Source organism: bacterium (genome assembly GCA_039961635.1).
Taxonomy (GTDB): Bacteria; 4484-113; 4484-113; order JAGGVC01; family JAGGVC01; genus JABRWB01.
This window is the reverse complement of sequence record JABRWB010000040.1, coordinates 1-14,736: the sequence shown is the minus strand read 5'-3', so window position 1 is coordinate 14,736 and position 14,736 is coordinate 1. Positions and strand designations below refer to the sequence as shown.

The following is a 14,736-nucleotide window of genomic DNA, read 5'->3' as shown; positions in this document are numbered from 1 at the left end:
ATTGGGGACTTTTCGCACGGCTCCTCTTCCGGCGCCGTATCGCCGTAGTCGTACGCGCCCTCGCCCTGGATTTCGCCCGACTCGTCCACCCAGACCTGCCTGCCGCCGGGCAGTGCTATAATCGCGCCCAGAGGCCCGCAAACGAGCCTTCGGAAGAGGCGATGAAATACGATCTGGTAGTTCTTGCCGGCGGAGAACTCGACCCTGCAACCTGGGGAGCGGACTGCCCGCCTTACAAAGCCCTGCTGTCGCTCGGCGGTTTCACGATGCTCGACATCGCGCTCCGCGCGTTCAGGGGCGTTCCGGGAATCAACAGGCGGCTCGTCGTGGGGGAGGGCGCTGAAGTCGGAAGGATCGCCCGCAGCTATGGAGCGTCGACAATCCCGTGCGGATACGGAATCGTTGGCAACCTGCGCAACGCGACAATCGAGCTGAAGGACAGCGTCGCCCCAGGATTGATCGTCGCGACAAGCGACATCCCGCTTTTTACTTCCGAGTCGGCGTTCGCCCTGGTGAAGGCATTCGACGCGCTTGCGCTCGAATACGACTTCGTCTATCCCGTCGTCCCGGTTCATATTTGCCGGAAGCTTGTTCCCGGCACGAAGCGGACGTCGATCAAAACCAAGGACGGAAGATTCACGGGAGGCAACGTGTTTTTGCTCAACCGGCATGCCCTCGTGAGGAATTTTCCCTTTCTTGACGAGCTTGTAAAGCATCGAAAATCGCCGTTCAAATTGGCTTCGATGATCGGCGCGGGTACAATATTCAGGGTTGCGGCCGGAATCGGCTCGCTCTCCGACCACACGAAGTCGTTTTCGCGCAAGATTTATGGCAAGGTTAAGGCATATGTTTGCGAGCATGCGGAGATCGCGGTGGATGTGGACTCCCCCGAGGAGTACGCAAGGATTTCCGGGATGCTCGGCCGTCCTTGACATCGGCATGGCGCGCAAACTAGAATTGCTGGTCATCATTTTCGTTCATCCTGTCCGCGGGAGAGGGGTCTCATGCTCGGTAGGCAAATTGGTTTTTCGATTGTAACTGCACTCGCGCTGATTCTGGCAGCGCTTCCCGGCGTCTGCGACGAGCTGTTTTACGACGAAGGAGTGGCGGACAACTTTACGTTTCAGTTGACCGACGGATACCTCGTCCGGTTCACGCCGCCCGCGTTCGAGGAGCCGTTCCTCACCGAAGTAAGCTTTTTCGGGTATAGATACGGCGAAATGGACAAAAACGGCCCGCCCCAGGGATACCTGGCGATCCTGGACAAAACTTACAACAAGCTTTACAGCCGCAACTTTTCGTTCAATGAAATCGGCACGCTCGCGGGATGGAATAAGTTCAAAATCGATCCGCTGATCATCCGCGAAGCGTTCTGGGTTTACTTTTTGCTTCCGTCCGGAAGCGGCGGCGGGATTATGATGGGACAGGACCTCGAGCCCGCAAAGCTGCGTTCCCGAATCGGCAACCCCGCTGCCGGTTACAAGCAAATCGAAGACGGCAAGTTCAACTGGATGATACGTGCGGTCGTCGTGGACTCGCTCGCCCCGAAAACGCAGTTGACGTCGGACAACCTGGTCGGCCCCAAGTTTCTCGCCAAGGACGGCGGGACGAACAGCGGCTTTCTGACCTTCTACCGCTACGGCGCGACCGTCAGGTTCGATCCGGGCTCCCCGGTCACGATCAGGAAGGTGTACGTTTACGGCAAACTGGCAGGACAGTGGCAGGGAACCGACTCGGTATTTGCGATTTACCTGCTGGACAAGGATCTGCGAATCCAGATGGTGAAGAATTTCAAATATTCGAATTACACCAGCACGGCCGAGTGGAAGGGATTCGAAATCCCTGAAACCAAAATGTCATCCACGTTTTACGTGGTCGTGGAGACCAAAAGCCGGGATACGGTGCAGATGTTCGTCGGCTATGACGCCTCCGGAAACAAGGGCAGCTCGGTGACGAACATCGGCCAGCCGGTGAACTGGCCGTTCAAGGAGGACGCCAAAAGTCTGAATTGGATGGTCAGGCTTGAATCGAAGTAGAGGGAATAGGGGCGCAATTGAAAGTCATTTTACGAGTTTAATTTTATGTTCCTACGCAATCAGGGTAAAGAAATAACGGTGGACGAAGCCGTCGAGTTGTTCATCAGGGAATTCGATCCCCCTCCGGGGAACCTCACCGCGATCAGGCGCGCGTTCACCGAATTCAGCGTCGTAAACTGGAACAAGCGCGGGAAACACTGGCTTCGCACCAGCCATCATTATCTCGAAAAGCTGTTGAGGCTGAAATGGAAAATCGAAGGAAACGGATACTGACGGGCGACCGGCCGACGGGCAAGCTGCACCTCGGCCATTATGTCGGCACGCTTCAGAACCGCGTCAAGCTCCAATACGAATACGAAACTTACATTCTCATCGCCGACGTGCAGGCGCTGACGACGCATTACGAGAATCCTGGGATGCTTGCTCAAAGCGTGCGCGACGTGGCGCTGGACTACCTGGCGGTCGGGATAGACCCGAACGCCGCGACGATTTGCGTGCAGTCGCTCATACCGGAAATAGCCGAGCTGACCGTGTTCTACGGGCTCGTCACGAACATGAACAAGCTGCGCCACAATCCCACGACGAAAAGTGAGGCGCAGCAGCTTGGGCTTATCACCTGCGACGATCTTATGACCGGATTCGACCAGCTCACGTACGGGTTCTTCGGCTATCCGGTAAGCCAGGCGGCGGACATCACGTTCGTCAACGCGGACCTCGTGCCGGTGGGGAAGGACCAGAAACCGCACATCGAGCTTTGCCGCGACATCGTCAAAAAGTTCAACGGGATGTTCGGCACCGAAATAACCGAGCCGGACGCGCTTATCGGAGACGCGTTCCTGTCCGCGCTGGACGGAAGCGCCAAAATGAGCAAGTCGCTGGGGAACGCGATTTTCCTTTCGGACGATTCGAAGACGGTGAAGGAGCAGGTGATGAAGGGCGTCACCGACCCGGCCCGGATAAAGTCCACGGACAAGGGCACGCCGGAGATTTGCAACATCTACAAGTACCACGGCGTGTTCAGCAAGGACTTCGTGGACGAGGCAAGGGACAGGTGCCGGGCGGGGACGATCGGCTGCGTCGAGTGCAAGATGGAGCTTTACAAGCGGCTGGAAACGCTTCTGGAACCGTTCCGGGCGCGCCGCAAGGAGTATGAAGCGAGGCCCGCGGAAGTTGACGAGATATTGATCGAAGGAACGCGGAAGGCGCGGGCCGAAGGCGCGAAAACTCTTGCGCACGTGCGGGAGAAGCTGGGGATCGCGTATTTTGGGTAGTTTTTGGACTGCGCAGCGAAGCTGCGCTTTGGTAAATATCGTCACAATAAGAGCCTTTCGGGTTTTGGATCGATTTGAATAAGGAATTGTTGCATGTCAATTCAATAACAAAGGCACGCTTCGCGTGCCACTCCAAATTTAAATTCATAACATTTTGGCGAATTGACTTTCTGCTAGATTGGGAAGCGTGGAAGAGCGATTTCAGTTCACGAGCAATTGGCCGCACCGTCCTCCGCACTGGTTCCCGGAGGGAGGCATTTACATGATAAAGGCCTCCATGTTGAACAAACAGCATTTTTATTTGGAAAACTCATTGCGGGATTTCCTGCATACTGCTCTTCTTCAAATCGCCAGCGAAGCGGGGTGGACGTTGCAGGCGTGGGCGGTGATGTCCAATCATTATCATTTTGTCGCTGAAATTAAGGACGCCGCAAAAATCCTCCAAATCATCGGTAAGTTGCATTCCAAAACCGCTGCCGAGGCGAACGGGCACGACAAAGCGCCCGGCAGGCGCGTTTGGTATCAGTACCGGGATACGCGGTTGACCTTCGAAAAAAGTTGGCTCGTCCGGCTGAAATACGTTTCAGAAAATCCGGTGAAACACGGACTTGTGCAAAATGCGATAGATTATCCGTATTGCTCCGCAGCTTGAATGGCGAAGACGGCAAACAAGGATTTCCTGCGGACATTGGTTGGGTTCAAGACGGACAAAGTAAATGTGTACGATGATTATTAGGGGTCGCAACGCAAAGTGACCTGCACGTCGCATACGCAAGTTTTATACTTTGAAAAGTCCATTAACAAAGGCACGCTTTGCGTGCCAGCCCCAAATGAAAACCAAAGGCGCGCGTCGCGTGCCGCTCCAAATTTATCACCTTGCTATAATCCCGCGCCTTGGCGCTTCTCGACGAACTGCACAAGAAAATACTCGCATGCACTGAATGCCCGCTCCACCAGGGGCGCAAGCAGGCCGTGCCGGGCGAAGGGCGGTCGGACGCGGACATAATGTTCGTCGGCGAAGGCCCCGGCGCCGAAGAGGACGAGCAGGGCAGGCCGTTCGTCGGGCGCAGCGGCCAGCTTCTCAACCAAATGCTCTCCCAGGTCGGTTTCGACCGCAATCAGGTTTTCATCGGCAATATCGTCAAGTGCCGCCCGCCGGAAAACCGCAATCCGAATCCCGACGAGGCCGCCGCGTGCCGGCACTGGCTGCAGGCGCAGATTGCCCTAATCCGTCCGAAGGTCATAGTCTTGCTCGGGAGGGTGTCGCTTGAAGCATTTTTCGGAACGCGGTATGCTTTGGGCCGCGTCATAGGGCAGTTCATCCGGTTCCAGGGGCAGCTGTTCTTCGTGACGTGGCATCCGAGTTACATTCTGCGCGCGCAGAAAAACAAGTCAGAGTACCTCAAGCACTTCAAAAAGCTGCGCTCGCTTGCCGACAAGAATTTCGAACTTCCCGAAGGATAGTTTTTGTCTATGGAAGGCGGAGACTGGCGATCGTATTTCCAGGCGGGGCTCCAGGCGGTGGAGCAGAAGCGCTGGACGAATGCCGCGTCGTTATTCAAAAAGGCGAATGAGCTGAAACCGGACGACCATGAGGTGATGATCCGGCTGGCCTACGCGCTGCGCCAAATCCGCGAGTTTCAGCAAGCGCTGGAGTTGTACAGGAAGCTCGGAGCGATGCTGCCCCAGAACGCGGGCGTTCATTTCGCTTGGGGAACGACGCTTGCGGAACTCGGTCAGTACGAAGGAGCTATTCTTTTGGGGGAAAAGGCGCTTGAGCTTGGATTTTCGGAAAAGCACAGGTGCCACAGATTGCTCGGCAGGATGAACTTCGCCATCGGAAATTTCGAAAAAGCAAGATTTCACCTGCAGAAATACATTGATTCCGGGCACGAGCTGGAGCAAGGCGATTTCGCCCAGGCTATGGCGCAAATCGAGCTTATAGGCAAAAAAACTGGATAAAGCATAGGCTGGCCGCTCCTTGCGCTCAATGCTCGTCCCCGTTGCGCCTTTCAAATCCGGGTATTCCGCTTTCCGGGATGCGCGAATCCTGGAAAGTGAGCAAATCCCGCAAGGTCAGGATTCCGTTGGAATATCCAAATGACTCCCGGAACTGCTTCGACTGCATGTATTCTTGGAAACGGACCAAGATGCGGGCAGTGGCTTCGGCGTCGCCGAGCGCGCGATGTCGCCCGTTTACGGGAATATCCAAGTAATGTGTTATCGCGTCGAGTCCTTTGGATGGCAGGAACCAGTGGATGCGGCGCGCCAGCCGGCACGTGCAGAGAACGTGGTTTTCGAGCCTTCTTCCGGCGGCGCGTAGTGCTTCGATCGACAGAAATTTGAAATCGAAGGCTGCGAAATGCGCCACCAGCACCGCGTCGCCCAGAAAATCCAAAAATTCCGGAAGCACTTCTTCCGCTTCCCGCTGGCCGTCAAGCGTGCTGTTCGAGATACCGGTCAGGCGCGATATGAACGGCGGCAGTTTACGGTGAGGATTGACGAATTCCCTGAAAGTGCCTCCGAGGGAATAGCCTTGGACTTCAACAGCACCGATTTCGATGATCCTGTCTTTGGGGGGCTGGCTGCCGGTGGTTTCGATGTCCACCGCGACGAACCGAACCTCGGATATCGGCCTGTCGAGGTCGCACTTCCGCTCAATTTTTTCGGGCGCGACTAGCTTGTAGCCCACAATTTGATTATATCAAAGCCTTTAACCGATGCCGGAAGACCGGATTGGGCTTTCTGAACCTTGCGCGTGCTGCGGAGGATTTATATAATCGGCACGTGAGCCGGTTGAGGGCGGGCGTAATTGGTACCGGAAGCATGGGGCGCAACCACGTCCGCGTTCTGGCCGAGTGCCCGGATGTGGATTTGATAGGAATCGCCGATCCCGACACGGAGAAAACGGACGAACTGGCATCGCGCTTCGGATGCGACAGGTTCGAGGATTACAGGGCGCTTATCGAACGCGGTCTCGATTTGGCCATTGTGTCGGTTCCAACTTCGATGCATCACATTGTAGCCATGGATGTAATTGACTCCGGTTCGCACGTGTTCGTGGAAAAGCCTATCGCAGACACCATAGAGCACGCATACGAAATCACAAGACGCGCGAATAATGCGGGAAAAAAAGTTTTCGTCGGCCATATCGAACGGTTCAATCCGGCTGTTGAATCGGCCAAAAGGGTTCTGGAAAACGGCGATTGCGGCGAAATACTTTGCGTAAGCAACCTGCGCGTGGGCAAGCGAAATGTACGAATCCTTGATACCGGAATCATACTTGATCTCGGAACGCACGACATTGATTTAATTTCGTATCTTCTCGGTATGCAGGCGACAAGTGTTTTCTGCGTTGCGAAAAAGAACGAGCGCGGGTTTGAGGACAGCGCGAGCCTGATGCTGGAATTTCCCGGAGGCAAGTCCGGGATAATCGAAACGAGCTGGCAGATGCCCTATAAGGTGCGAAAGATTTTCGTGACCGGTGAAGAGGGCTTTTTACTGGTGGATTTGATTGAAGTGAAGGTCGCACTGCTGCACGAAAAGTTCGTGGCGGAGGTGCCGACTGTCAAGGAAGAGCCGCTCGTTCGCCAGCTCAACAGCGCCATTGCCTGCATTCGAGAGGACAAGGCTCCGGTGGTGGACGGAGTGGCTTCCACATATACGCTTTCGACCGCGCTCGCGGCGATTGAGTCTTACAACGAGCGCAGGACAATTGAAATTATGCCTTTCCAAATGGCGAGGGCGTTATGAGAGTTGCGGTATCCTGCTCGGATCTTTCAGGTGAGCATCATGCCGCGCTGCTATTGGATCAACTCGGCTCCTTGCTTGCGGACCATGACGAAGAGCTTGTGATATTCGGGCTGGGAAGCGAGCGGCTTAAGGAAATCGGCGCGGAGCTTTTCGCGGATATTGCCGAATGGTCGGCGATGGGGATGGTCGGTAACCTGCTTTCGGTCGGGAAAATGCTGCTGGCCAAAAAAAAAACTCCAGCGCAGCTTGTGGATGATTTCGTCAAATTCATTCTCGAACGAAAACCCGATGTTGTTCTATTAATAGACAGCCGCGTACTCAATCTTGCGGTCGCGGCGGGAGTGAGAAAGGCGGGCTATGGCGGCATTATCGTTTATCACGTCGCGCCGGTTAGATGGGAAAGCGCCTTCGACGATGGATTTTTTGAGGCTCCCGCCAACCTGAAGAGATTCGAAGAATTCGGGCAGCTTGTGGATTACTTTTTCCTTATCTATCCGGTGAGCTTGGAGGCTTATCGGAAGCTGGAGCTTCCTCACGAATTCATCGGTCATCCAATGGCGGAAGTGGCGAAGCCGACGCTGTCCAGAGAAAAATTCGCCCGCTTGGCCGGGTGCAAACCGGAGCTTCCTGTCGGCAAAAAATGGATTACGCTTATGCCCGGCAGCAGATGGGAAGAGGTGAAAGCGATAGCGCCAAATCTATTCGCGGCGGCCCGAAACTTGGCGCAGAATTATCCCGATTTACATTTCACCGTACCGGTCGCGCATCAGGTGTTCAGGGAGTTTCTGCAGGAACAGATAATAAAGCAAGGAATCGGGGAAAACTGTTCACTATTGGATTCCGGTTCCATGGGAGATATCGTTTCACACAGCCATCTTGCGATCGCGAAAAGCGGTACAGTTCTTCATCTTGCCACGCTGGCGCGGATTCCGATGATAATGGTTTACGACGTTGCTCCGGTGCAGAGGTGGGTTGCCGACAAAATCATCGGCTTTACTTTTCCCTTTTACGCGTTTCCCAACATCATTGCCCGCAGGGAGGTTGTCCCGGAGCTTGTTAAAGATAAATTTTCTCCGCCGACCATCGCCATAGAGGCAAGTCATCTGGTTTACAACGGCGACCGGCGCAACAAGATGCGGGCGGATCTTGATGAGGTTTGCGCCGAAATCGTCCGGCCCGATCCGCTTGGCGTCGCGGCACGCAAGATCACCGAGCTTGTGAAATCGCGCGCCGAGGCCGGCGGCTAGAGGCGCGGCCGAGCATATTAATGCGGGATTGCGGCCCCTTGTGAAATCAAAGGATGTCCCGGAGAAAATCGCGTGTTTCACGCCTTGCGCGCCGGTTCACAATCGCCGTCCGGTGTTATAATCCGGCCGCTTCAACGTTTGAAGTTTGGGAGGCCGTCATGCAGTTCGGATACACGGAAGATCAGCAAATGGTTCGCGAAACGGTGCGCCAGTTCGCGGAAACCGAGCTTTTGCCCGGCGCTACTGCGCGCGACAAAAGCAAGGAATTTCCATGGGACGCTTGGAACAAATGGCGAGAGCTCGGATTCACTGGGATGACCATTCCGGAGCAGTACGGCGGGCAGCCGCTCGACGACATTTCGGAAAGCATTGTGATAGAAGAGCTCTCCCGTTGCGACGCGTCGTTCGCGGTATGCATGGCGGTGCACGCGGGGCTGACCGGCAAAACGATTGTCAACTGGGGCAGCGAAGAGCAAAAACAAAAGTACTTGCCGAAGATGGCAAGCGGCGAATGGATTGCATGCTACAGCCTTTCCGAAGCCGGAAGCGGCTCGGATGCGGCCAGCCTCAAATGCCGCGCCGACAAGCAAGGCGACAAATACATAATCAACGGAACCAAGCTTTGGGTTACGAACGGGAAAATCGCGGACCTGGTTGTTTTGTTCGCGCGTACGGATCAAAGCGCGAAGCCCGCAAAAGGCATCAGCTGTTTTTTGGTTGAAAAAAACACACCCGGGATTACAGTTTCGAAGACCGAGGACAAGCTTGGCATCCGCGCAAGCGACACCGCGGAGATGGTGTATGAAAACGTGGAAGTCCCGGCCGAAAACCTGATGGGCAAGGAAAACGAAGGCGTCAAAATCGCCTTCAATGCACTGGACGTTTCGCGTATCGGGATCGCGGCGCAGGCTCTCGGCATCGCGCAGGGCGCGTACGAGTGCGCGCTGAAGTACGCGAACGAGCGCGAGCAGTTCGGCCAGAAGATCCTGGGCTTCCAGGCCATCGGCAATTACCTTGCGGAGATGCGCACGCGCATCGAGGCCTCCCGGCTGCTCGTATACAAGGCGGCTTGGATGAAAGAGCAGGGGATGAAGCACACGATGGAAAGCGCGATGGCCAAGATGTACGCAAGCGAGACGGCGGTATGGGTGGCCGAGCGCGCCGTGCAGATCCTGGGCGGCTACGGGTACACGACCGATTTTCCCGCCGAGCGCTTCTTCCGCGACAGCAAGATCACGACGATTTACGAAGGCACGAACGAAATCCAGCGCCTCGTGATCGCGCGCAACCTGCTTGCCGAGATCGGGATTGAGGGGTAGCGTCCCGGAATTAAATCCGGACGCAGTGCGACCTAATACTTAATCATCTGGTCTATCGCACGCCGTGCGCGCTTGATTATGTCCGCGTCCAGCGTGACGATCTGCTCCGGCTTCGGGTCGGTCAGGCATTCCAAAACGTGCGGCAACTCGACCATTTTCATATACGGGCACAGCACGCAGCTTCCGATGAATTCCTTTTGCTGGCCCGAGAATTCGACGCGCAGCCGGTCGGAGAGCCCGCACTCGGTGACGAGCATGAACTCCTTTGCGTCCGAGTTCTTGACGAAGTTGATCATCCCCTCGGTCGAGCCGGCCATGTCCGCCGCGGCGACGACCGCGGAATCGCACTCGGTATGCACCAGCACTTTCAATCCCGGATGCTGCTTTTTCCATTCGGAAATCGCGGTCACGTCGAATTCCTCGTGGACGATGCACTTTCCCTTCCACGCGATTATCCGCTTCGGCGATTCGGCCTGGATGTTCTGGGCCATCAGCTCGTCGGGGATGAATATGACGCTGTCGCCCTCCTGGGCGTTGACCACTTTCGTCGCGTTCGCGCTCGTGCAGCAGGCGTCGCTTTCGGCTTTCACCTCGGCGCTTGTGTTGACGTAGCAGACTACCGGCACGCCGGGGTACGCAGCCTTGAGCGCGCGCACGTCCGCCGCGTTTATGCTCTCTGACAGCGAGCAGCCGGCCTCCGGAGACGGCATGAGCACGGTCTTACCGGGCGAGAGAATCTTGGCGGTCTCCGCCATGAACCGTACTCCGCAGAAAACGATTATGTCCGCGTCCGTAGCCGCCGCTTCCTTGGAGAGGCCCAGCGAGTCGCCGGTGTGGTCGGCTATTCCGAAGATTATGTCCGGCGTCTGGTAGCTGTGGGCGAGGATCACCGCGTTCTTTTCGCGCTTGAGCCGGTTGATTTCAAGCGTCAAAGGCGCGACCATCTCGCAGGCCTCGCGGTTCCAGTGCACCGGGTCCAGTAAAGACAAAAGACGCTCGGTTTCGGCTGCGATTGCAGCCTCGCCGGGCGTCGTATCAACGGTTGAAGGCATTTTGGAGAATCCTCGTCCGGCAACGCCCAAAGGTCTCGCTCGCCCGGACAAAATACGATACCACGGGCGAATCAAGTTTGAGCAAACGGAGCGCCGCCCGGGAACCATACCGGGGACTTGCGCCTATGTGCGCATGGGGGGGAAATGTGGACCGGATGGGATTCGAACCCACGACCTCATCCGTGCGAGGGATGCGCTCTCCCAGCTGAGCCACCGGCCCACGAGGGCTGACATTATACGAAATACCGCCGGGAATTCAAATTATGCGAACTAAAGCGGGGAAGATGGGTAAGGAGTTCAGGGTTGAGGCGGCTGGCAGCCGCCCATGAAAACAAGGAGGCCCGCCGGCCCGGCGGGATCCGGGGCGAGTTGACAGTTGACAGTTGACAGTTGGACAGTTGACAGTTGAAAACCAATGGAGCCGCATTGAAACAAGACATGGGCATCCCGGTATTGCCTCTTGACAAATGTTGTGCCTTTCATGATATAATCGGCCGAGGCGCATGGACTAATGGCCAATCTGGACCCGAATTCGAATTACCTTTTCTACGGCGACAACCTGGACGTGCTTCGCCGGTATTTCCCGGACGAGTGCGTGGACCTCGTCTATCTGGACCCGCCGTTCAAGAGCAACCAGGACTACAACGTGCTGTTCGAGGAGAAGGACGGCAAATCCAGCTCCGCGCAGATTCTGGCGTTCGAGGACACCTGGCACTGGGATCAGAGCGCCGTCGCCGCGTACCAGGAAGTGCTGGAATATGGGGGGGATGCGGCCCGGGCGCTGAAGGCGTTCCGGGACTTCCTTGGCACGAACGACATGATGGCCTACCTCGCGATGATGGCCCCGCGGCTTATCGAACTAAGGCGCGTGATGAAGCCGACCGCAAGCATCTACCTCCACTGCGACCCGACCGCCAGCCATTACCTGAAAATGCTCATGGACGCGGTGTTTGGGGGAGAGAATTTCAGGAATGAGATTGTTTGGAAACGAACAAGCGCGCATAGCGATGCAAGAAGGCTCGGCGCGGTTCATGACATCGTATTGTTTTATTCGAAAGGCGCAGGATACACGTGGAACCAGCTTGTTGTTGAGCACGACGATAAGTATAAGGCGCGATTTCGCCACAGCGATCCGGATGGCAGGCTTTGGTCGGATTACGATTTGAGCGCAAAGGGATTGACCGGCGGGGGCTATGAGTACGAATACAAAGGCATTAAAGGCTATTGGCGCTGCCCAATATTGACCATGAGGCGTTATGACAAAGAGGGCAAGCTGCATTTTACAAAAACAGGCGGAATAAGACTGAAGCGTTACTTGGATGAAATTCCTGGCACTTCAGTTCAAAGCGTGTGGACGGACATTCCGCCGATAAATTCGCAGGCAAGAGAGCGTTTGGGGTATCCAACCCAAAAGCCGGAGGCGTTGTTGGAAAGAATTCTGACTATGTCATCCAACGACCGAGATACCGTGCTTGATCCGTTCTGCGGCTGCGGTACCACAATCGCCGCGGCGCAAAATCTCGGAAGACGTTGGATTGGCATTGATATCACTCACTTGGCTATCGCGCTTATCAAGCATCGCATAATGACCGCCAACGGCAGAAATGTGGAATTCAAAGTGATCGGCGAACCAGTCGATTTGTCCGGGGCAAACGAGCTTGCGGCGAGCAACCGTCATCAGTTCCAATGGTGGGCGCTTGGACTGGTCGGAGCCAGGCCGCATGAGCAGAAAAGGGGTGCGGACAAGGGGATTGACGGGATACTGTACTTCCATGACGACAAAACGAACGGCAAAACCAAAACGATCATGATTTCAGTAAAGAGCGGGCATGTACAGGTTTCCCATATTCGCGACTTGCGGGGCGTGATTGAACGTGAAGAAGCCCATATCGGAGTTTTGATAACGCTTGAGCAGCCGACTCGGGACATGAAAATCGAAGCCGCAGACGCGGGATTTTACGTTTCACCAGGAATTTCGCAGTCAAAGCACCCGATAATACAGATACTCACGATCGATGAGCTGCTTTCTGGAAAGCGCATCGACCTCCCCACTACGGGTGCAGGGAATGTGACCTTCAAGCGCGCGCCGAAAGCCGCGGCGAAGAAGAAAGGCGGAGAGACGGGAAAAATTGAGTTTAGCTAAAGGAGATTGAAATGAGTACTGCACTTGATAAGGCTTGGAATGACAGACTTCGCTATGGCGATGACCTTTCGCGGATACTTTATGACCCTAACATTTCTATGTCCCATCCAGAAGCAATTGCAATAACGCAAGTTATGTACAGCGTTAACTCCTTTCTACTGCAAAAAGCCCATGAAAAAATTGCGGGCAATAAATATGAGCCGATAACTGATGAAGAAGAAGACCGCATCGATAACATTTTCAAGTGGGCCACTAATTGCTTTGGGGATCCGCAGAAAATGTCCGTTGCAATTGAAGATGTCTGGATTTGGAATATGCAGGACTGCCGGAAGCTGTTGGCAGTGCTTCAGGAGAAATAAGCTGTTTAAATGCATTTTGCCCACTATTAGAGGAAAGAAGTCTTATTAAAATGCATTCAAGCAACTTACTGCTTTTTGATAAACTAAGAAGATCAAATATGGCTTCAAAGCCCCAATCAATGCCGTTCTTTGAATTTCTCAACACAAGCTCCTTGAAAGCAGCCTCTTATATGCGGAAAATGCTGAGTCAATGGTTCTTGGGATATCCGGCTATTGCTAAACTTGATTTAAGAAACAGATTTAGGTCCCAGGATGATTTACAGCATAAAGCTGCGTACTTCGAGTTGTTTCTTTACCAGCTTCTAATTCGCATGGGATTTACTGCCAGTGTTCATCCTGAGTTGCTAAACACAAAGAAGCATCCCGATTTCCTTGTGCGCTCTTCTTTCGGAGATGCATTCTATCTGGAGGCAAAGTTTGTTTCGGGAGAAAGCAGTGAAGAAGTGGGCGCCAGAAAACTCATCTATCAGCTCCGGGATGCAATTAGGGAAATTGACTGTCCAATGTACGATGTCACGTGTGATTGGGATGGACTTCCAAAGGGAAACATTGAGGTAAGAAAATTGGTGTCGGACATCTGCGAGTGGATTCAAAGCATTAGTTTCAATATGGTTACATATTGGAAGAAGCATAATCATTCAATGCTGCCAAGAAAAGTATTTGACGCCAATGGTGCCAAGCTTATAATTACAGTCTACCCCAAGATTTGCAGGGGGCCAGAAACAAATAAGGGAATGTCCGTAATTGTAGAATCAGAACCATCGCGGCATTGGACTTTTATTCCGCATATACGTTCTTCAATTAAAAAGAAATGTTCAAAATTCGGCCGTTTGGATTTGCCATTGGTTATTGCATTATGGCCGTACGATATGTTCATAAACGAATCGATATTTCTCCATAGCTTATTTGGTGACATGGTCTCAAGGTGGAATGCTGAAACGCGCCAGGCGGAATTTATAGACTATGCGCCTCCGGGAGCTTGGATTACAAAATATAAATACGTTTGCACTGGAAATAGCGCTGTGATAGGTTTTAATCTGGTCGATGCATGGGATTTTAAACAGATTAAAGCTTGGGTATTTCATCACCCTAAACCGAAGCTTCCATTGAATTATAATTCTGAGTTGTCAAAGTTAACTTCCTACGTTCCGGTTGATGGAAGATTCGAGAAAAAACTCGGTGCAAGCCCAAGAGAAATTTTGGGACTACCAAAATGTGTTACGTTGAATAGTTAAATGACCCGCCTGCTCATCAAGGCCAGTAAAGACCGGGAGGTTGTTTATTCCGGTTATTCTATGCCTTCGGGCTATATCGCCACGAAACGCCTGATGCGCAATCGAGCCAGTTTAAGGAGCCCGAAAGATGAATGAAAAGAAATCAGACTGGCATGTATATTCAGCAGGGGAATTTTCCAATTTCTGCTTTCCCAGCCCGCCGCCCAACAAGTACAGAAGGGACCTAAACGAAACGGATTACATGATTTGGCGTGCATTGCTGCGGCATATTGCCGGGGCAATGGGGAATGAGGCGATTCGCGTTGCGGGGGAGACGGGGGG

15 protein-coding genes and 1 tRNA gene are annotated in these 14,736 nt (G+C 54.1%); 13 read left to right on the top strand and 3 right to left on the bottom strand.

All coding sequences use genetic code 11. From position 1 onward, the window contains the following. Positions 1-161 precede the first annotated feature (161 nt). The 7 genes from HRF49_06540 (at position 162) to HRF49_06510 (ending at position 5,269) form a co-directional block, all read left to right on the top strand. The gene (locus HRF49_06540; protein ID MEP0814306.1) at positions 162-932 is read left to right on the top strand and encodes an NTP transferase domain-containing protein; all 771 of its coding nucleotides are present in this window, start codon (positions 162-164) and stop codon (positions 930-932) included. 72 nt (positions 933-1,004) lie between these two features. After that, complete coding sequence (locus HRF49_06535; GenBank protein MEP0814305.1) at positions 1,005-2,036, top strand: hypothetical protein; 1,032 nt, start codon at positions 1,005-1,007, stop codon at positions 2,034-2,036. Between the two features lie 45 nt (positions 2,037-2,081). Next, entirely contained in the window at positions 2,082-2,309 is a 228-nt protein-coding gene (locus tag HRF49_06530; GenBank protein MEP0814304.1) for a hypothetical protein, read from the top strand. Continuing rightward, positions 2,282-3,307, top strand: coding sequence for a tryptophan--tRNA ligase (trpS, locus tag HRF49_06525; protein ID MEP0814303.1), 1,026 nt, complete (start codon positions 2,282-2,284; stop codon positions 3,305-3,307). Before HRF49_06530 ends, trpS begins: the two co-directional genes overlap by 28 nt. Positions 3,308-3,569: 262 nt before the next feature. Further along, positions 3,570-3,959: a transposase gene (locus tag HRF49_06520; GenBank protein ID MEP0814302.1), complete on the top strand. Its 390-nt coding sequence runs from the start codon at positions 3,570-3,572 to the stop codon at positions 3,957-3,959. Positions 3,960-4,201: 242 nt separating this feature from the next. Next, complete coding sequence (locus HRF49_06515; GenBank protein ID MEP0814301.1) at positions 4,202-4,771, top strand: uracil-DNA glycosylase; 570 nt, start codon at positions 4,202-4,204, stop codon at positions 4,769-4,771. Between the two features lie 9 nt (positions 4,772-4,780). Next, positions 4,781-5,269 carry a tetratricopeptide repeat protein gene (locus tag HRF49_06510; protein ID MEP0814300.1) on the top strand — a complete coding sequence of 163 codons (489 nt, stop codon included), beginning with the start codon at positions 4,781-4,783 and terminating at the stop codon, positions 5,267-5,269. A 25-nt stretch (positions 5,270-5,294) separates the two neighbouring features. Here the strand turns inward: HRF49_06510 and HRF49_06505 are convergent, their stop codons facing one another. Further along, positions 5,295-5,999 (bottom strand): 3'-5' exoribonuclease, encoded by a 705-nt coding sequence (locus HRF49_06505; protein MEP0814299.1) that lies wholly within the window; start codon positions 5,997-5,999, stop codon positions 5,295-5,297. Positions 6,000-6,043: 44 nt separating this feature from the next. On the opposite strand from HRF49_06505, the gene HRF49_06500 reads away from it, so the two are divergent. The 3 genes from HRF49_06500 to HRF49_06490 all read left to right on the top strand — a co-directional run bounded on the left by HRF49_06500 (position 6,044) and on the right by HRF49_06490 (position 9,626). Next, positions 6,044-7,060 carry a Gfo/Idh/MocA family oxidoreductase gene (locus HRF49_06500; GenBank protein MEP0814298.1) on the top strand — a complete coding sequence of 339 codons (1,017 nt, stop codon included), beginning with the start codon at positions 6,044-6,046 and terminating at the stop codon, positions 7,058-7,060. Further along, complete coding sequence (locus HRF49_06495) at positions 7,057-8,307, top strand: hypothetical protein (protein ID MEP0814297.1); 1,251 nt, start codon at positions 7,057-7,059, stop codon at positions 8,305-8,307. Before HRF49_06500 ends, HRF49_06495 begins: the two co-directional genes overlap by 4 nt. Before the next feature lie 158 nt (positions 8,308-8,465). Then, on the top strand, positions 8,466-9,626 hold the full coding sequence (locus HRF49_06490; GenBank protein ID MEP0814296.1) for an acyl-CoA dehydrogenase family protein: 1,161 nt from the start codon (positions 8,466-8,468) through the stop codon (positions 9,624-9,626). A gap of 32 nt (positions 9,627-9,658) precedes the next feature. Here HRF49_06490 and nadA read toward each other — a convergent pair whose 3' ends face one another. Both nadA and HRF49_06480 read right to left on the bottom strand, forming a co-directional pair. After that, on the bottom strand, positions 9,659-10,678 hold the full coding sequence (nadA, locus tag HRF49_06485) for a quinolinate synthase NadA (GenBank protein ID MEP0814295.1): 1,020 nt from the start codon (positions 10,676-10,678) through the stop codon (positions 9,659-9,661). 147 nt (positions 10,679-10,825) lie between these two features. Beyond that, a tRNA-Ala gene (locus tag HRF49_06480) sits at positions 10,826-10,898 on the bottom strand. A gap of 291 nt (positions 10,899-11,189) precedes the next feature. Here HRF49_06480 and HRF49_06475 point away from each other — a divergent pair. Genes HRF49_06475 through HRF49_06465 form a run of 3 tightly spaced genes read left to right on the top strand, consistent with a single transcriptional unit; the run spans position 11,190 to position 14,415 of the window. Next, positions 11,190-12,821, top strand: a complete 1,632-nt coding sequence (locus HRF49_06475) for a restriction endonuclease (protein MEP0814294.1) — start codon at positions 11,190-11,192, stop codon at positions 12,819-12,821. A gap of 11 nt (positions 12,822-12,832) precedes the next feature. Continuing rightward, complete coding sequence (locus tag HRF49_06470) at positions 12,833-13,180, top strand: hypothetical protein (GenBank protein ID MEP0814293.1); 348 nt, start codon at positions 12,833-12,835, stop codon at positions 13,178-13,180. Beyond that, entirely contained in the window at positions 13,129-14,415 is a 1,287-nt protein-coding gene (locus tag HRF49_06465; protein ID MEP0814292.1) for a hypothetical protein, read from the top strand. The genes HRF49_06470 and HRF49_06465 overlap by 52 nt, the downstream gene beginning before the upstream one ends. Positions 14,416-14,736: the final 321 nt, after the last annotated feature.